This is a genomic window from Streptomyces sp. UW30 (assembly GCF_008042075.1).
Lineage (GTDB): Bacteria > Actinomycetota > Actinomycetes > Streptomycetales > Streptomycetaceae > Streptomyces.
The window spans coordinates 1515823-1532423 of record NZ_RDBN01000053.1; the positions used below are offsets into that span (position 1 = coordinate 1515823).

The 16601-nt window shown below is 68.6% G+C and carries 11 protein-coding genes and 5 tRNA genes; 7 read left to right on the forward strand and 9 right to left on the reverse strand.

Annotated elements, in window-relative coordinates; all coding sequences use genetic code 11:
- Nucleotide 1: 1 nt before the first annotated feature.
- The 6 genes from EAO75_RS41315 to EAO75_RS41340 form a co-directional block, all read right to left on the reverse strand.
- Nucleotides 2–1486 (reverse strand): 5'-methylthioadenosine/S-adenosylhomocysteine nucleosidase, encoded by a 1485-nt coding sequence (locus EAO75_RS41315; RefSeq protein WP_187284785.1) that lies wholly within the window; start codon nucleotides 1484–1486, stop codon nucleotides 2–4.
- Between the two features lie 235 nt (nucleotides 1487–1721).
- Nucleotides 1722–1794, reverse strand: a tRNA-Lys gene (locus tag EAO75_RS41320).
- A gap of 119 nt (nucleotides 1795–1913) precedes the next feature.
- Nucleotides 1914–3464 carry an amino acid permease gene (locus tag EAO75_RS41325; protein ID WP_148000169.1) on the reverse strand — a complete coding sequence of 517 codons (1551 nt, stop codon included), beginning with the start codon at nucleotides 3462–3464 and terminating at the stop codon, nucleotides 1914–1916.
- Between the two features lie 257 nt (nucleotides 3465–3721).
- Nucleotides 3722–5881 carry a DEAD/DEAH box helicase gene (locus EAO75_RS41330; protein WP_148000170.1) on the reverse strand — a complete coding sequence of 720 codons (2160 nt, stop codon included), beginning with the start codon at nucleotides 5879–5881 and terminating at the stop codon, nucleotides 3722–3724.
- A gap of 246 nt (nucleotides 5882–6127) precedes the next feature.
- Nucleotides 6128–6667, reverse strand: a complete 540-nt coding sequence (locus EAO75_RS41335) for a hypothetical protein (protein WP_148000171.1) — start codon at nucleotides 6665–6667, stop codon at nucleotides 6128–6130.
- A gap of 113 nt (nucleotides 6668–6780) precedes the next feature.
- Complete coding sequence (locus EAO75_RS41340; RefSeq protein ID WP_055723322.1) at nucleotides 6781–7131, reverse strand: metallopeptidase family protein; 351 nt, start codon at nucleotides 7129–7131, stop codon at nucleotides 6781–6783.
- A gap of 86 nt (nucleotides 7132–7217) precedes the next feature.
- Between EAO75_RS41340 and EAO75_RS41345 the strand changes: the two genes are divergently transcribed.
- From EAO75_RS41345 to EAO75_RS41360, 4 genes are all read left to right on the forward strand, one after another.
- A complete protein-coding gene (locus EAO75_RS41345; protein WP_148000172.1) occupies nucleotides 7218–8780 on the forward strand; it encodes a metallophosphoesterase in 1563 nt (520 codons plus the stop codon).
- Between the two features lie 80 nt (nucleotides 8781–8860).
- Nucleotides 8861–8933: transfer RNA gene (locus EAO75_RS41350), tRNA-Glu, on the forward strand.
- Between the two features lie 37 nt (nucleotides 8934–8970).
- Nucleotides 8971–9045, forward strand: a tRNA-Asp gene (locus EAO75_RS41355).
- A 23-nt stretch (nucleotides 9046–9068) separates the two neighbouring features.
- Nucleotides 9069–9145, forward strand: a tRNA-Phe gene (locus EAO75_RS41360).
- 65 nt (nucleotides 9146–9210) lie between these two features.
- Here the strand turns inward: EAO75_RS41360 and EAO75_RS41365 are convergent.
- Complete coding sequence (locus EAO75_RS41365; protein WP_148000173.1) at nucleotides 9211–9510, reverse strand: amphi-Trp domain-containing protein; 300 nt, start codon at nucleotides 9508–9510, stop codon at nucleotides 9211–9213.
- Between the two features lie 258 nt (nucleotides 9511–9768).
- Here EAO75_RS41365 and hrpA point away from each other — a divergent pair, with 258 nt between their 5' ends.
- The 3 genes from hrpA to EAO75_RS41380 all read left to right on the forward strand — a co-directional run bounded on the left by hrpA (nucleotide 9769) and on the right by EAO75_RS41380 (nucleotide 14287).
- Nucleotides 9769–13758 (forward strand): ATP-dependent RNA helicase HrpA, encoded by a 3990-nt coding sequence (gene hrpA, locus EAO75_RS41370; RefSeq protein ID WP_148000588.1) that lies wholly within the window; start codon nucleotides 9769–9771, stop codon nucleotides 13756–13758.
- 94 nt (nucleotides 13759–13852) lie between these two features.
- Nucleotides 13853–13927, forward strand: a tRNA-Asp gene (locus EAO75_RS41375).
- 162 nt (nucleotides 13928–14089) lie between these two features.
- Nucleotides 14090–14287 (forward strand): DUF6274 family protein, encoded by a 198-nt coding sequence (locus EAO75_RS41380; RefSeq protein WP_148000174.1) that lies wholly within the window; start codon nucleotides 14090–14092, stop codon nucleotides 14285–14287.
- A gap of 536 nt (nucleotides 14288–14823) precedes the next feature.
- On the opposite strand, the gene bldC is transcribed toward EAO75_RS41380, so the two are convergent.
- On the reverse strand, nucleotides 14824–15030 hold the full coding sequence (gene bldC, locus EAO75_RS41385) for a developmental transcriptional regulator BldC (RefSeq protein WP_003949541.1): 207 nt from the start codon (nucleotides 15028–15030) through the stop codon (nucleotides 14824–14826).
- A 578-nt stretch (nucleotides 15031–15608) separates the two neighbouring features.
- Complete coding sequence (locus EAO75_RS41390; RefSeq protein ID WP_148000175.1) at nucleotides 15609–16451, reverse strand: hypothetical protein; 843 nt, start codon at nucleotides 16449–16451, stop codon at nucleotides 15609–15611.
- Nucleotides 16452–16601: the final 150 nt, after the last annotated feature.

Genomic DNA, 16601 nt, shown 5'->3' on the forward strand with positions numbered 1-16601 from the left:
CTTAACGGCGAGGAGAGCGGAAGGAGTAGATCAATCGGGCGGTCAGCTCCCTAGCCAATTCACTGCCGCGGCCAGCAACAACCGCAGCGGTGACTGCCTCCTCGGGCTCTGCCCGGATGGGCGTGTCGCTCACGCGTAGCCCGGCGGAGTTGGGGTTGACCTCGCTGAGGCGCTCGACAGTAACCAGCATGGTCTTCTCGATGCCAGCCGCGGGAGCGTAGGAAGGAGAGGCTGGCCCGTCAATAGCCTCCAACAAGGCCAGTAGAACCGTGATCCGCTCCCGTGCATGGTCCTCGTCGAGCACATAAGTGAGGCCCGGATTCGGCAGTGCTTCCCAAGCGCTGCGCTGACCGGATCGCGTGATTGCAAGCCCGGCCGAGCGACCGCGCCGATCAGCCACAGTCACCGCAATCATCTCGGCCGAGTCCTGGACCTCGACGTGTTCGAGGTTCGTGAACAACCCTCCCGAACGCCCCAGGTCAACCAGCTCGGCGGCCAGCTGCTGCATACGCACCGCCGGCACTCGGTTCGTCACAGGTACGGGCACCAAGTGAATCTCCAGCAGAGAAGGCCCGCTTGTATAGGCACTCGAAGGAACGAGGTCCCTGTACCAGGACACATCGGCTGGCTGATCGAGGGGCTGCCAGATCAGCTCACCGTTCGGCCCGCCCTCAGTGACAACCGATTCTGGGCCTGAAGGGGCATCCGCAGGCGTGAGGTGAGCGATCACTTCGGCCGTGAACGACGCAGCATTCTGAGCCGCGATTCCTTGCAGACCGACGCGGTCGGTGCTCTGTTTAGTCCCGTCCGCCAGATCGCTGATGCCCCGGATCATCAGGTGAGGCACCCCTTCGGCCTTGTGAGCCGCATTGGCGAATCCTGCAGCCTCCATTTCGACAGCGACGGCGCCGTTGTAGTGCTCGTCCAAGAAGACTCGCAGCGGCGACCCAGCAGGGGCGTTCACCACGACGTCACCTGTCACGATGGGCTTGAAGTGCACTTCTGCAGACTCCCCAGAGTCCTGTGTCAGGTTCGCGGCCCAGGCACCCACGTTGTCCACGTACATCGCCACTTGCTGAAGCGAGTAGGAGGCTTCCCAACCCCGTGGGCGCGCCTTGAATCCGTCCGGATCCTGCTTCCCTCCGTGATACGAGTACACCTCAATGGCGACCACCACGTCGCCGGGGGAGACATCCGCCTTGAGCGATCCCGCAATCCCGGTGAAGAAGACCGCCTCAGGCTGGAAGAAGTTGATGGCTCGCTCGGTGATAACAGCTGCGGAGTCGTTTCCAGCTCCTGTGACGGCCAGGCAGACCGTCGTGGACGTACCAGCCAGTCGCCCGCACTCGAAGATGGTGCCAGCGTGGTCGACCCTCCTCGGCTCCTCCAACAAGCGGCGCATCGCCCGGTACTCCAGAGGCAGGGCAGTCAGTACGACGACCTTCTTCGCAAATGAATCCACGACCGCCCCCTTTGTCACTGCCATCGCGCACGTCTCGCGCTCATACCGTAGACGGAACAGGGCCACGCCAGACTGGCAAAAGCTGCCTGTCACCCGTGGTGTCAGTAGCCGCGCGGATGCACGTCCGTCCACCCGGCTCGGACACCCGCACACGCATCGCTCACGCACGGCCCCGAAAACGAAGCAGCGCCCGAGCCAGCCGAAGCCGACCCAGACGCTGCGTAGCAGGTCAGAGGGCATATCCCCCGCCTACCAGCCGTAGGCCCTGTGGGACTCGAACCCACAACCAATGGATTAAAAGTCCACTGCTCTGCCAATTGAGCTAAGGGCCCAGGCGATGTTGCCACCCCGAGCATAGCCGGACGCGGCCGCGCTTCCGATCGGGTATCGGGGTCACGGCCGCGTCGGCGGTGGTACAGGGCATCGGAATGAGCCCTGCCGCACCGAAGTGCTACGGATCCACCGGTTCGGGCGCCGTCACTCGACCCGCCTCACGGGCGATGGTCCGCTCGTGCTCGGGGTTGAGGAACCAGTGCCGGGCCGAGGCCAGCCACCAGGTGGCGGCGAAGCCGAGGACGACCAGGACGGCGACCGGGGCGTAGTTGAAGGTCTCCCAGGTCACCGGCGAGACCTGCGGCAGCATGAACAGCACCGTGATCAGGCCGACCCACGCCACCGCCACCACCCRCACGMCCCCGGACCAGCGGCCCAGATGCCACGGCCCCCGCTCGAACGCGTCCCCCTTGCGCAGCCGCAGCAGCGTCGGGATGACGTACGCGATGTACAGCCCGATGACCGCGATCGAGGTCACCGCCGCGTACGCCGTGACGTTGATCAGATACGGCAGGCCGAGCACCAGCGCGCCACCAGCCGCCAGCCACACTGCCGCCACGGGCGTGCGGGTGCGCGGGCTGACCGTGTGCCAGATGTGAGAGAAGGGAAGCGCCCCGTCCCTCGAAAAGGCGTAGATCATGCGGCTGTTGGCCGTCACGGACGCCATCCCGCAGAACAACTGCGCCCCGATGACGACGAGGAGGAGCAGCTTGCCCGCCGTCGCCCCCAGCGCGTCGAGCAGGATCTGGGCCGGCGGCGCGCCCGTCGGGGACGTGAGGGCACCGTTGTACGACTGGATCGCGAAGGTGAAGCCGAGCAGGAGAACGAAACCCGCTATCCACGACGTCCAGATCGACTGCACGATCCCCTTCGGACCGGCCGTCGACGCGTCGTGCGTCTCCTCCGTCATGTGCGCCGAGGCGTCGTACCCGGTGAAGGTGTACTGCGCCATCAGCAGACCCACCAGGACGACGTACACCCCGCTGCCCCAGCCGGTGTTGTTCACGAACTCGCCGAACACGAAGGACGCCGACTGGTGCTCGTCCGGTACGAAGGTCAGCGCTCCGACGATCACCGCGACACCCAGCACGTGCCACCACACGCTGATGCTGTTGAGGAGTGCCACGATCCGCACCCCGAAGGTGTTCAGCAGGCCGTGGAGCAGCAGGATGCCCGCGAACAGCACAATCGTGCGGCCCGGCGTCACCTCGAAGCCGAACTGCAGGTTCAGATACGCGCCCAGGAAGGACGCGGCCCCGAAGTCGATGCCCGCCGTCACCGCCACCTGGCCCAGCACGTTGAACCAGCCCGTGAACCACGCCCAGGCGGCAGCCGTACGCGGCGGCGCGAGCCGGTGCGCCCAGAAGTACAGCCCGGCGGAGGTCGGGTACGCCGAGCAGATCTCGGCCATCGACAGCCCCACGAACAGGGTCATCAGGCCTACGGCCACCCAGCCCCAGGTGATCACCGCCGGGCCGCCCGTGTTCATCCCGAACAGGTAGAGCGTCAGGCAGCCCGACAGGACCGAGATGATCGTGAAGGAGACCGCGTAGTTGGAGAACGCCGACATGCGGCGGGCGAGAACCTGCGTGTAGCCGAGCTGGGCCAGCCGCTCTTCGTCCGAGACTTTCCCGGAGGACCGCCCACTCGCTATGGCGTCATCTGTCATGCCCCCAGCAATTCCCCCGACGGGGGCATGACACACGTCACATCTTGGCTAGAAAAGGCCCTTGCAGCCCTGCCGGCCACTCGCGATCTTCACGCGGGGCCCGAACGTCCCGTTCCCCTTGCCCGGGTTGCGGTAGAGGTTGCCGGCGCTGTCCCTGCCCCTCTGCCGTCCCACGACGCACGAAGGGCCCGTACGACCGGAGTCGTACGGGCCCTTCAGCAATCAAGAGGCGTCAGGCGTCAGCCGTCACGGCCGTGTCAGCCGTTGCGCTTCCAACGCGGCTTGTCCTCGCGGCGGCCGAAGGACGAGCCGCCGGTGCCACGGTGGTCGTCACGACGGCCCTGGGGACGCTCGTGGCCGCCGGCGCGGAAACCGGGACGGTCGTCGCGGCGGTCGCGGTTGAAGGGACGGTCGCTGCCACGGTGACCGCCACGCTCGTCACGCCGCTCGAAGGAACGCCCGGCGGCCGGCCGGTCGTCGCGACGGAAGCCACCACGGTCGCCGTCACGGCGCTCGAAGGAACGGCCACCACGGTCACCCCGGTCGTCCCGACGGAACCCACCACGGTCACCGTCGAAGGAACGGCCACCACGGTCACCACGGTCATCGCGACGGAAGCCACCACGGTCGCCGTCACGGCGCTCGAAGGAACGGCCACCACGGTCACCCCGGTCGTCCCGACGGAACCCACCACGGTCACCGTCGAAGGAACGACCGCCACGGTCACCCCGGTCGTCCCGACGGAAGCCACCACGGTCGCCGTCACGGTCCCGACGCTCGAAGCCACGGTCACGGTCGCGGTCGCGGTTGAACCCGCCGCGGTCGTTGTCCCGACGCTCGAAGGAACGCCCGCCACGGTCGCGGTCGTAGGAACGGTCGCGGTCGCGGTTGAAGCCACCGCGCTCACGGTCGCCCCGCTCGACGTCCTGCGCCGCCGGCTGCTCGGGCACGGACGCCTCGACGCTCTCGACGGCCTCGGCCTCGGCCGCCGCCTGCGCCTCGGCCACCGCGGCCTCCGGGTCCTCGCCCCGCTCACGCGCCGCACGGGCGACGAGCCGGTCGGACTCCTCACGCAGCTCGGCGGCACGCCGCTGCGCCCGCTCCAGCTGCTTGGTGAGCTGAGCCACCTCGCGCTCGGCCTGCTGCGCGGCGTTGCCCGCGGACTCCGCCTGCACCTCGGTCATCGAACGGGCGCCGGTGATCTCGGCGACCTCCGGGTCGAAGGCGGCACCGCCCTGGATGATGTGCCGCCCGGCGTCGACGCCCGCGTCCTCCATCAGCCGGAAGATCTGGCGGCGCTGGTGCGGGAGCGACAGGGAGACGACCGTGCCGGTGCGGCCGGCGCGGGCCGTACGGCCGGCGCGGTGCAGGTAGTCCTTGTGGTCGCCGGCCGGGTCGACGTTCAGGACGAGGTCGATGCCGTCGACGTGGATACCGCGCGCGGCGACATCGGTCGCGACGAGGACGTTGACGTAGCCGTCCTTGAAGTCGGCCAGCGTCCGGGTGCGCGCACCCTGCGTCATACCGCCGTGCAGCGCGTCGGCCTTCGCGCCGGCGTCGCGCAGCTGCTCGGCGACGCGGTCGGCGCCCAGCTGGGTGCGCACGAAGATGATGGTGCGGCCCTTGCGGGAGGCGATCGCGGCGGTGACCGGCGCCTTGTCCTTGGGCTTCACGATCAGGATGTGGTGCGACATGGTCGTCACGGCACCCTGCGCGGCGTCGACCTCGTGCAGGACCGGGTCCGTCAGGTACCGGTCGACGAGGGTCTTGATCTCGTTCTCCATGGTCGCGGAGAACAGCATCCGCTGACCGCCCGCCGGAACCTGGTCGAGGAGCTCGGTGACCTCGGGCAGGAAGCCCAGGTCGGACATCTGGTCGGCCTCGTCGAGCACGGCGACCTCGACGTGCTCGAGGGAGCAGGCGCCGCGGTTGATGATGTCGCGCAGTCGGCCCGGGGTGGCGACCAGCACGTCGACGCCCCGCTCCAGGGCGTAGATCTGGTTGCCCATGGACGTACCGCCGCACACGACCTTCATCTTCAGGCCGAGCTGGTCGCCGTAGGGCTGGAGCGCGTCCGCGACCTGCATCGCGAGCTCACGGGTCGGGGTGAGGATGACGGCGCGCGGCTTGTGCTTCTCGGTACGGCCGCCGGACAGACGCGCCAGCGTCGGCAGACCGAACGACAGCGTCTTGCCGGAGCCGGTGCGGCCGCGGCCGAGGATGTCCTTGCCGGCCAGGGCGTCCGGGATGGTCGCGGCCTGGATCGGGAAGGGGGTGGTCACGCCGTTCTGCGCGAGCTTGCGCACGACGCCCTCGGGGAGGCCGAGGTCCGAGAAGGTGATCTCGGGGGTCTCTTCGACGGAGTCGTTCTCGCCGTTCTCGGGCACGACAACGTGATCAGTACTGGAAATGGACATGCGTATGCGAAACCTTCCGGAGTCTCGTCGGCACGCGCCCGTCAACTCCGTGATTCGCAATACGACCGCCTCAATGCGGTCCGCCACGGCAAGGGAGAGTACGCGCCACACGGCGCGCTCTGCGTTGGCGCCGGGCAAATGGGATCAAACGATCTACCACCATACGCACCCCCAGCCCCCCAAGGCAAACCGACCGAAGCCGGTGTAGGCAACGTCACTCACCACCACGTCGCCCGGCCCCGAACGTCACGCCGGCGCCCCCGCGGCCGGCGCCGGCTCCCGCTGCCCCAGCTGCGGCCCCGTCTCCTCGTGCGCCGACGACGAGGGCTCGGCCTCCGTGGGCGRCGGCGTGACGGTGGTCGGCACCTCGGTGGGCGTCGGCTCCGGTTCCACCGTCCGGGTCGGCGTCGGTTCGGCCGTACGGGTGGGACCGGGCTTCTCGCTCTGCCCCGGCTTGTCCGGGCTGCCGCCCCCCGCCGGGGCGGACGCGCTCACCTCCGCCGACGGCGAGGCGGCGGGAGAGGCCGACGCCACGGCCCCCTTCTCGCCCTTGGCCTTGTCCTTCGCCTTCCCCCGCTTGCCGTCGTCCGCGTGCGCCCCGTACCCGGACCCACCGCCCGACACGGCCGACCCCCCGTCCGGGGCCTCACCACCGCGCTGCCCCGCGGAGTGCGACGGCTTCGCGCTCCCGCCTCCACCGTCGTCGCCCACACTCATACAGCCGGCTGCAGCGGCGACGGCCACCACCGTGGCGGCCAGACGGACAGGTACGTACAAGGGGCGCACGGGGGCCACCTCCAGTGGCGGGCGAAGAAGTCAACCTGCCCAACTCCCGCCGCCCACAAGAGGACACGCGTCCCGCGGCACCACCCGGCCACCCGTCCGAGTGCGGCCCTCGCTCACCCGTAGCCGAGTGCGTGCAGCCGCTCGTCGTCGATCCCGAAGTGGTGCGCGATCTCATGCACCACGGTCACCTCGGTCTCCGCGACGACCTCCTCCCGCGTCTCGCACATCCGCAGGGTCGGCCCCCGGTAGATCGTGATCCGATCCGGCAGCACTCCGGCGTACCACTCCCCGCGATCGGTGAGCGGCGTCCCCTCGTACAAGCCGAGCAGCTCGGGATCGTCCGCGGGCGGTTCGTCCTCGACGAACACCGCGACGTTGTCCATCAGCCGCGTCAGCTCCGGCGGAATCCGGTCCAGCGCCTCGGCGACCAGTTCCTCGAACTCCTCGCGCGTCATCTCCAGCACATGCCCATTGTCGGGTACGACACGGTCGGGAAAGGAGCCACCAACGGCCCCGCATATCCGACCCCGCACTTGGGCATACGGGACCAATGGCCCGCGTCCCCGCCGCAGTCATGAAAGTCCTCGCCCACATCCCCCGGGCACCGCGCGCCCTCGCCCGCCGCTACTCCACGCGCCGCCCGCTGCCCAGCCTGGAGCTCGTCACCCAGCCCCACCCCTGGACGCGCGCCCTCGGCCTGGTCACCGTCGTCCTGCTGGGCGCCTGGCTGGGCCTGCTGATCGTCGGCAACGTGCGCGTGCCGGTCGGCCCGATGAACACGACGATGACCCTGCGCCCGTCCATCACCGGCGGCACGAAGATCAACGTCTCCCCGCTCGGCGCCCTCCAGCTGGACAGCCACATCGCGCCCGTCCGCCTGGACGTCAACGTCGACCAGCTCGACCCCGAACGCGCCCAGGCCCTGGTCGACCACCCCGAGCGCCTCTCCGGCCTCCAGGACGAGGTCGCCCAGGACGTCGCCCGCGGCACCCGCGACCTCGCCGTTCGCAGCTGCGTGGCCGTAGTCACCGGCGCCGCGGCCCTCGGCCTCGCGGTCTACCGCCGCCCCCGCCGCGCCCTGGCCGCCGGCGGCATGGCCCTGACCCTCCTGGCCGCGTCGGGCGGCACGGCTTACGCGACGTGGAACCCCGAGTCGGTCCTGGAACCGAAGTTCTCGGGCCTGCTGTCCTCCGCCCCGTCCCTGGTCGGCAACGCGCGCAGCATCGTCACCGAATTCGACGTCTACCAAAAGGAGTTGGCCCGCCTGGTCACCAACGTGACCAAGCTCTACGACGCCACCTCCACGCTCCCCGCCTACACGCCGGACCCGAGCACCGTCCGCGTCCTGCACGTCTCCGACATCCACCTCAACCCGGCGAGCTGGAAGATCATCGCCTCGCTGGTCAGCCAGTACAAGGTCAACGTGATCGTCGACTCCGGCGACACCATGGACCACGGCACCGCCGCCGAGAACGGCTTCCTCGACCCCATCGAGGACCTCGGCGCCCCCTACGTCTGGGTCCGCGGCAACCACGACTCCGGCCTGACCCAGCGCTACCTGGAGGACCTCAAGAACGTCCACGTCCTGGACGACGGCAAGGCACAGACCATCGCGGGCCTGCGCTTCGCCGGCATCGGCGACCCCCAGTTCACCCCCGACCGCTCCCAGGTCCCGGGCGGCGACGCCGCCAACGAACTCGCGGGCGCCCGCCTGGCCACGTCCCTGCGCGACCAGGCGGCCGCCGGCACCCCCGTCGACGTGGCCATCGCCCACGAGCCGGTCGCGGCCCGCCAGACCGACGGCGAGGTCCCGCTGGCCCTGGCCGGGCACCTCCACCACCAGGAGATGGAGGTCATGCAGTTCGGCACCCGGCTGCGCCTGGAGGGCTCCACCGGCGGCAGCGGCCTGCGCGCGATCGAGGGCAAGCACCCCGACCCCATCCAGACGTCGGTCCTCTACTTCGACCGCGAGACCCGCCGCCTGCAGGCCTGGGACGAGATCGAACTGGGCGGCCTCGGCCTGACCACGGCGGAGGTGAGGCGCCACCTGGTCGAGGAGAACCAGCCGGGCGCCACCGACTCCCCGACTCCCGCACCCAGCCCGTCCCCGTAAACCGTTTTGGCGATACCTCCCGCCATCCCATATGCTTCTCACGTCCCCGACGCGCTGAGAAGCGCCCAGGCGGGCCGATAGCCCTCATCGTCTAGCGGCCTAGGACGCCGCCCTTTCAAGGCGGTAGCACGGGTTCGAATCCCGTTGGGGGCACGCAGTACGGTGTGCGACACTGTCGTACGCAACGCAAGGTCCTGTGGAGCAGTTTGGAGTGCTCGCCACCCTGTCAAGGTGGAGGCCGCGGGTTCAAATCCCGTCAGGACCGCTGAGGCTTGTCATAGGCCTCGCGGCTGGGTAGCTCAGTTGGTACGAGCGATCGCCTGAAAAGCGATAGGTCGCCGGTTCGACCCCGGCCCCAGCCACCACCACCCCGACCAGGGGTTGAGCCCCTCTCCACCATTACTGGAGAGGGGCTCTTTCGTGTGGCGGCTCAGGACTTCTTCGCGGCGGTCCGCTTCGTGGCGCTCCGCCTCGTGGCAGTCCGCTTGGTGGTCGGTGCAGCGGGTGCGGTCGACCACTTGAACTCGATCTCCAGCTCGATCTCCCCGTCACCGACCTCAAGCTCTATTTCGCCACGAAGGTCGGCCGGGATCCGCAGGCTCAGCTTCCAGGGCTCGAGTTCCAGCTCGGCGTCCTCACCCTGCCTCAACGCGGCCGCGAGTGCCGCGAGCTGATCAGCCGCCTCAAGGCGGGACAGCGAGCGCTTCTGCTCGATCTTGAGGTCCTTCATGGCGTCTCCGATCCAGCGCACAAAACAGCTGATAACGCCATTCTGGGGCGGCGTGCCCAGTTGGACATCTTCGTGGTGACGCGCAGTGGGAGGCGTGGGCGGCACGGATGGCCGCCCAAAAGCATTCGCCCCTTGTTTCCCCGGGATGAGATCCTGGATCCCGTATGTCTACGCACSCCGCCCCCGCCCATCTCGTCCTTCTTCTGGCTGACCGGCAGCTATCTCGTCCTTCTTCTGGCTGACCGGCAGCTGCTCGGGATATGCGACGGCCGGCACCCGGGTGCGCCGGGTGGCCATACGCTCCTCGCCCCCCGCCTGACCGAGCTGTCGCTGCGCGATGCGCACCGGCTCGGGCGGCGGCTCGAAGGTGCGCGCAAGATCCGTAAGCCGGAGGCGCGGGACGCCGTGCTCGCCGAGATCGAGGCGGAGATCGCCAAGGGCGAGGAGCGTATGGCCACCCGGCGCACCCGGGTGCCGGCCGTCGCATATCCCGAGCAGCTGCCGGTCAGCCAGAAGAAGGACGAGATCGCGGCCGCCATCCGCGATCACCAGGTCGTGATCGTCGCCGGTGAGACCGGTTCCGGAAAGACGACGCAGATCCCCAAGATCTGCCTGGAGCTCGGACGCGGTGTGCGCGGCATGATCGGGCACACCCAGCCCCGCCGTATCGCGGCCCGTACGGTCGCCGAGCGGGTGGCGGAGGAGCTGGACACCCCGCTGGGTGAGTCCGTGGGCTGGAAGGTCCGCTTCACCGACCAGGTGAATCCCGACGGCACCTTCATCAAGCTGATGACGGACGGCATCCTCCTCGCCGAGATCCAGACCGACCGCGAGCTGCGCGCCTACGACACGATCATCATCGACGAGGCCCACGAGCGGTCCCTCAACATCGACTTCCTGCTCGGGTATCTGGCGCAGCTGCTGCCGAAGCGGCCCGACCTGAAGGTCGTCATCACCTCGGCGACCATCGACCCCGAGCGCTTCTCCCGGCACTTCGGCGAGGCCCCGATCGTCGAGGTCAGCGGGCGGACGTATCCGGTGGAGGTGCGCTATCGGCCGCTGCTGGAGGAGGACTCGGAGGATTCCGACCGCGACCAGATCACCGCGATCTGCGATGCCGTCGAGGAGCTCCAGGCCGAGGGCAAGGGCGACATCCTCGTCTTCCTCTCGGGAGAGCGGGAGATCAGGGACACCGCCGACGCACTCGTGAAGAAGAACTACCGCTTCACCGAGGTCCTGCCCCTCTACGCCCGCCTCTCGCACGCCGAGCAGCACCGCGTCTTCCAGCAGCACACCGGCCGCAGGATCGTTCTGGCGACGAACGTCGCCGAGACGTCGCTGACCGTCCCGGGCATCAAGTACGTCATCGACCCCGGATTCGCCCGGATCAGCCGGTACAGCCATCGCACGAAGGTGCAGCGGCTCCCGATCGAGGCGATCTCCCAGGCCAGCGCCAACCAGCGCAAGGGCCGCTGCGGACGTACCAGCGACGGCATCTGCATCCGGCTGTACGCCGAGGACGACTTCCTGGCCCGCCCGGAGTTCACGGACGCGGAGATCCTCCGGACGAACCTCGCCTCCGTCATCCTCCAGATGACCGCGGCCGGGCTCGGGGACATCGAGAAGTTCCCGTTCATCGACCCGCCGGACCACCGCAACATCCGCGACGGCGTCCAGCTCCTGCAGGAGCTCGGCGCGATCGACCCGGCCGAGAAGGACGTACGCAAGCGGCTCACGGACACCGGCCGCAAGCTCGCCCAGCTGCCCGTCGACCCGCGCCTGGCCCGCATGGTCCTGGAGGCCGACAAGAACGGCTGCGTCCGTGAGGTCATGGTCATAGCGGCGGCGCTGTCCATCCAGGACCCGCGCGAGCGGCCGGCCGACAAGCAGGCCCAGGCCGACCAGCAGCACGCCCGCTTCAAGGACGAGACCAGCGACTTCCTCGCCTTCCTCAACCTGTGGCGCTACGTCCGCGAGGAGCAGCGCGAGCGGGGCTCGTCGTCGTTCCGCCGGATGTGCAAGCAGGAGTACCTGAACTTCCTGCGCATTCGCGAATGGCAGGACATCTACACGCAGTTGCGCACGGTCGCCAAGCAGATGGGCATCCACCTCAACGAGGACGACGCCCCCGCCGACCGGGTGCACGTCTCCCTCCTCGCCGGTCTGCTCTCCCACATCGGGATGAAGGACGTGAAGGAGTCCAAGGACTCCGGCCCGGGCGCGCGCAAGGACGGCGGGCGTGGCGAGTACGTCGGTGCCCGCAACGCGAAGTTCGCGATCTTCCCGGGCTCGGCCCTGTTCAAGAAGCCCCCGCGCTTCGTGATGTCGGCCGAACTCGTCGAGACCTCCCGCCTCTGGGCCCGTGTCAACGCCAGGATCGAGCCCGAGTGGGTCGAGCCGCTCGCCGAGCWCCTCCTCAAACGCACGTACTCCGAGCCGCACTGGGAGAAGGACCAGGCGGCGGTGATGGCGTACGAGAAGGTCACGCTGTACGGCGTCCCGATCGTCGCCCAGCGCAAGGTCAACTACGGCCGTATCGACGCCGAGGTCAGCCGCGAGCTGTTCATCCGCAACGCCCTCGTGGAGGGCGACTGGCGCACCCACCACAAGTTCTTCGCCGACAACCGCAAACTCCTCAGCGAGGTCGAGGAGTTGGAGCACCGGGCGCGGCGCCGGGACATCGTCGTGGACGACGACACGCTGTTCGACTTCTACGACCGGCGAGTGCCCGAACACGTCGTCTCCGGCGCCCACTTCGACTCGTGGTGGAAGCACAAGCGGCACGAGGAGCCGGAGTTCCTGGACTTCGAGCGCGAGATGCTCATCCGGGAGTCGGCGGAGGCGGTCACCAAGGCCGACTATCCCGACTCGTGGCGCCAGGGGCAGCTGAAGTTCCGGGTGACCTACCAGTTCGAGCCGGGCGCGGACGCGGACGGTGTGACGGTCCATGTCCCGCTCCAGGTGCTCAACCAGGTCACGGACGAGGGCTTCGACTGGCAGATCCCGGGCCTCAGGGAGGAGCTGGTGACGGAGCTGATCCGTTCCCTGCCGAAGCCGATCCGCCGGAACTACGTACCGGCGCCGAACTTCGCCGGGCGCTTCCTGGACTCGGCGTCCCCGCTCCAGGAACCGCTGACGGTGACCATGGCCCGCGAGCTGAAGCGCATGGTGGGCGTGCCTTTCGAGGCGGACGACTTCGACTGGGCGAAGGTCCCGGAACATCTGCGCATCACCTTCCGCATCGTCGACGAGCGGCGCCGCAAGCTGGCCGAGGACAAGGACCTGGAGGCCCTGAAGCTCCAGCTGAAGCCGAAGGCGCGCAAGGCCCTCTCCCAGGCCGCGGCGGCCACCGCCTCCCGCGAGGGCGGCGAGTCCCTGGAGCGCAAGGGCCTGACCGACTGGACCATCGGCACCCTCACCCGCGTCTTCGAGACCCGCCGCGCCGGCCAGCCCGTCAAGGCGTACCCGGCGCTGGTGGACGACGGCGACACGGTGTCGGTGCGCCTCTTCGACACGGAGGCGGAGCAGCAGCAGGCGATGTGGAAGGGCACCCGCCGGCTGATCCTGCGCAACATCCCGGTCAACCCGTCGAAGTTCGCCTCCGAGAAGCTGACGAACGCCCAGAAGCTGGCGCTGTCGGCGAACCCGCACGGCTCGATCCAGGCCCTCTTCGACGACTGCGCGATGGCGGCGGCGGACAAGCTGATCGGGGACTTCGGCGGGCCCGCGTGGGACGAGGAGTCGTACCGGAAGCTGTACGACAAGGTGCGCGCCGAGATCGTCGACACGACGGTCCGTGCGGTGGGCCAGGTGCAGCAGGTCCTCGCCGCCTGGCAGGCCGCCGAGCGCCGTCTGAAGGCCACACGCAGCCCGGCGCTGCTGGCGAACCTCGCGGACGTGCGGGCGCAGCTGGACGGCCTTGTGAAGCCCGGTTTCGTGACGGCGGCGGGCCTGCGCCGGCTGCCCGATCTGATGCGCTATCTGATCGCGGTGGACCGCCGGCTCCAGCAGATGCCGACGAACGTCCAGCGGGACACGACGCGCATGGAGAAGGTCCACGAGATGCGGGACGAGTACGCCTGGCTGCTGGAGCAGATGCCGCAGGGGCGTCCGGTCCCGCAGCCGGTCCTGGACGTGCGCTGGATGCTGGAGGAGCTCCGCGTGAGCTATTTCGCCCACGCGCTCGGCACGGCGTACGCCGTCTCCGACAAGCGGATCGTGAAGGCGATCGACGCGCTGGCGCCGTAACGGTCCGTGCACGCTGAGTGAGTTCGACCAGGGGGCTCGCGCTCCTGTACAGTCTCTTCTCGCAGCGCAACGCACGAATGGCGCAGCGAAACCAGGTCCTGTGGAGCAGTTTGGAGTGCTCGCCACCCTGTCAAGGTGGAGGCCGCGGGTTCAAATCCCGTCAGGACCGCAGTGAGTGAAGGGCTCGTATCCGATGAGGATGCGGGCCCTTTCTCGTGCTCCCGGCCAGGCTCTCCGCCGCCGGGCGCCGGCCCTGCCGCCTTGACGGAGTCACATTCGCTCGGTACCCAGAAATCAGGGCCCTTCCCCTGTGGCCCCCTGGAGGTGGCGTATGGCGGCATCGGCTAGGCACGAAACGCGGGCGCTGCTCCGCGCGCACCTGGCGGCCGCCTCCTCCTATCGGCATCGCACCCGCCACTGCCCGATATGCCTGCGCCTGCTGCGCCTGGCGATGGACTCCGGCACACGTGGCTACCAGCCGGTGGTTGCGGACGAGGTCGCGCAGGACGAGGCCCCGTACTCGGCGTGACTGCCACCCCGCCAACTGCCGCCCGATCATGGGCCGCTGGAGGGCAGGACTCCCTTTAGCGCACATGTGCCGGAGGCAACAAGCACCGGTGCATGTGACGGGTGTCACCGCATAAGTTTCCTGGGGAGTAGGTCTTACACCTCTCCTACAACTGGTCAATTTAATATGTGCAATTGCACCAGCATCGGGGTAGGTTCCGGGACTCGTCCGGCACCCACCCACCCCGTTCCCGGCGCGCACACAGCTCACACCCGGCGAACACTCAGAGTGAGTCCACAGGAGATCCGACAGCCCTCCCCAGACTCCGACAAGCCCGCTCACAGGAGCCCCGCCGGCGCACACTCCGCACACAAAAAAGATCGCGCTGGACCCGGCGGAGTCCAGCGCGATCTACGACGCACCCTTGCTGCGTGCCTGAAGTGCTCTGTCGGCTTGGGCGTGAGCTCTGTTGGGGCAGAACCCGCGTCGCTTGTAGCTAAGGTTCGGGCGCCACGGCAAGTTGGGGGAACAGCCGTTTTGCCCGGTTATGGAGTTGTTCAGGCTTCGCTGCGCTGCTGCGGGATACCCGCGAGCAGAGCACGGACCTCAGCCTCGCGGTAACGGCGGTGACCGCCGAGCGTGCGGATGGAAGTAAGCTTCCCGGCCTTCGCCCACCGCGTGACCGTCTTGGGGTCGACACGGAACATGGTGGCGACCTCAGCCGGGGTCAGCAGCGGCTCGGCATCAGGGGTGCGAGCGGTCATGAGCGGCCTCCTCGGGAGAACCGAACCTTCTCGGTTCTTTCCTCTAAATTCTGCACCTTGACCCGCGTTGCCCGAAATGGCGGACGCGAGTCGAGTCGGTTATAGGACGAACGGCTTGTCCTCGGCACTACAACTACACCATCTGTCCAGCCGCGTCGGCCAAACCGATGGAATTGCCCCTCCAGGTGTTCATCAGCGACGGAAGCCGATGGACCATGCCATAGCGGACAGTCACGCCGCTGTGACGATCAGTCACAGTGACGTGCAGGAGTCTCAAGACCCCCCAAATAGTGCAATGTCGAGATGGAGTCCTCCCCGGACTCCTTGTCCTATTTTGGCACGAGGGGGGGTTCGGGGCGCAAGAGCCGCGTACGTGCATTCCGTCACGCTTGCGGGTGTTGACACATCCTTGATGCATACGCCCGGATCGGGACCTACGTCCCTTGTTGACGAGACATCAAGGACCTCAGAACGAGCACGAAACCCCAAAACGGGCGTCCCGTCAAACGCCAGTTCGTTACGTCACACAGGGCGTCAGATCACTCCGACCGGAGTGCTCCAGGTCACTTCGCGGGGGTTCAGTTGGCCGAGCGCCGGTCCCGCACCGACCGCCACCGCTCCACGAGCCGGGCGTAGGCCTCCCCGGCCCCCGCCCCGTCGCCCTGCCGCAGCGCCTCGATGCCGTCGGCCACGTCGGCCGCCGAGTGGTCGTCCTCCAGCTCGCCGGCCGGGAGGGTGTGCACCAGACCGCCGTAGTCCAACTCGACCAGCGAGCGCGGATGGAACTCCTCCAGCCAGCGCCCGACGTCCACCAGGCCGTCGATGAGCGGCCCTTCGTCGATGGTGTCCTTCAGCGTCCTCAGGGCCCGCGCCACCCGCCGCCGCGCCTGCACCATCGGTGTGCGGTAGCGCAGCATCGGGGGAACCTCGCCCGAGCCCTTGTCGAACCGCCGCTCCTCGTCCGACACCAGCACGAACCAGTGGAGCGGCACCTGCCAGGTCGAGGTGCGGATCCACGGCCGGGCGTCCGGATTGCGGGCCAGCCAGCGCTCGTAGTCCTGGGCCGCCTGGCGCCGTACGAACTCGGGCAGCACCGCCTCCAGGACCGGCCCCGGCAGTTCGTCGGCCAGCTCCCCGAGCGCCTGCCAGCCGCGCAGCCGGGTGCGCCACGGGCACACGCACAGCACCCCGTCGATCTCCAGCACGAAGGCGTCGCCGCTCTCGTGCACCGGCACCGGGACGGGCGGGGTCGGCAGCAAGTCCGCCAGGGAACGGCGCAGTTCGTCCTGGTACGAGGGGCGGTCCGGGCGGCGGGAGTAACGGGACCAGTGGCCGCGCTCCGGCTCCGGGAAGGCCGCCAGCGGTTCATAGACCCGCAAATACGTCGCGTACGGGACGATCACCGAGGACACCTTGGGCACGCCTGCTCCCTCCCCCGCCGTCTGCCAGGGAAACCTGCGAAACCCGCTTACAAACGTGCGGGAAAACTATGCAAATCGTCGCACGGCCGTACTCCGCGAGTAGGTGATCCTGAGCACTGCGGGTTGGACGGGCGCTCGCGGGTCTAATCT

What these genes read in the sequence shown, in the direction of transcription:
- EAO75_RS41380 (WP_148000174.1), top strand. Translation starts at nt 14,090, where the DNA reads ATGGCGGCATCGGCTAGGCACGAAACGCGGGCGCTGCTCCGCGCGCAC.
- EAO75_RS41345 (WP_148000172.1), top strand. Translation starts at nt 7,218, where the DNA reads ATGGCCCGCGTCCCCGCCGCAGTCATGAAAGTCCTCGCCCACATCCCC.
- EAO75_RS41315 (WP_187284785.1), bottom strand. Translation starts at nt 1,486, where the DNA reads ATGGCAGTGACAAAGGGGGCGGTCGTGGATTCATTTGCGAAGAAGGTC.
- bldC (WP_003949541.1), bottom strand. Translation starts at nt 15,030, where the DNA reads ATGACCGCTCGCACCCCTGATGCCGAGCCGCTGCTGACCCCGGCTGAG.
- EAO75_RS41330 (WP_148000170.1), bottom strand. Translation starts at nt 5,881, where the DNA reads ATGTCCATTTCCAGTACTGATCACGTTGTCGTGCCCGAGAACGGCGAG.
- EAO75_RS41365 (WP_148000173.1), bottom strand. Translation starts at nt 9,510, where the DNA reads ATGAAGGACCTCAAGATCGAGCAGAAGCGCTCGCTGTCCCGCCTTGAG.